This window comes from Mesorhizobium abyssinicae (assembly GCF_049887195.1).
Taxonomy (GTDB): Bacteria; Pseudomonadota; Alphaproteobacteria; order Rhizobiales; family Rhizobiaceae; genus Mesorhizobium; species Mesorhizobium abyssinicae.
This window is the reverse complement of sequence record NZ_JARAKC010000100.1, coordinates 1-931: the sequence shown is the minus strand read 5'-3', so window position 1 is coordinate 931 and position 931 is coordinate 1. Positions and strand designations below refer to the sequence as shown.

General features: G+C 63.9%; 1 pseudogene. It reads left to right on the top strand.

From position 1 onward, the window contains the following. Positions 1-926 (top strand): annotated as a pseudogene (locus PU724_RS33805) (IS110 family RNA-guided transposase); the annotation flags it as partial. Between the last annotated feature and the right edge of the window lie 5 nt (positions 927-931).

Sequence of the window (931 nt, the reverse complement as noted above, 5' to 3'; positions counted from 1 at the left end):
TTGCGCGGGTGCTCAAGGATCCCGCCTGGCGGTTGCAGCGGGTCGGGCTTGAAGCCGGACCTTTGTCGCAATGGCTGTTCGAGGGGCTTGCCAAAGCCGGCTTGCCAGTGGTTTGCATTGAGACGCGTCACGTCAACGCCTTCCTGAAGGCGCAGCCGAACAAGACCGACCGCAATGATGCGCGCGGGATCGCGCAGATGATGCGGGTCAATCTGTTCCGCCCGGTGCATGTCAAGACCCTGACGAGCCAGAAGCGCCGGGCGCTGCTGACGGCGCGCAAGCTCTAAAAGGACAAGGCGATTGCCATCGAGAACGACATCCGCGGGCTGTTGCGCAACTTCGGTCTCAAGGTTGGCAAGGTCGGTACGGTCAAGTTTGAGGAGCGGATCCGCGAGTTCACCGAAGGCATGCCCGATCTGGCCGAGATCGTCGAACCGTTGCTCGACGCGCGCCGCAAGCTGCGCCAGAACTATGCTGCCCTGCACCGCAAGCTTCTGGCGATCGTCCGGGATGATGAGGTTTGCCGCCGGTTGATGTCGATCCCCGGTGTCGGCCCCGTCGTGTCGCTGGCCTACACCGCGACGATCGATGTCCCCGCCCGCTTCCGCAACTCCAAGGCGGTCGGTCCGATTTTAGGCCTGACGCCGGTGCTCCATGAATCGGGCGAAAGCCGCCGGGTGGGCGGGATCTCGTTATGCGGCGACGGCATGATGCGAACGTTGCTCTACGAGGCCGCGCAGACTCTGCTGACGCGGGGGACGAAATGGTCCTGGCTGAAGACCTGGGCGATGGTCGTCGCCAAGCGGCGCGGCCAGCAGAAAGCCATCGTTGCGCTCGCCCGCCGGCTGGCGGTGATCATGCATCGCATCTGGAGCGACGGCACACAGTTCCGCTGGACCAGGACGGAAATCATGCCGGTCGGCTGAACAAT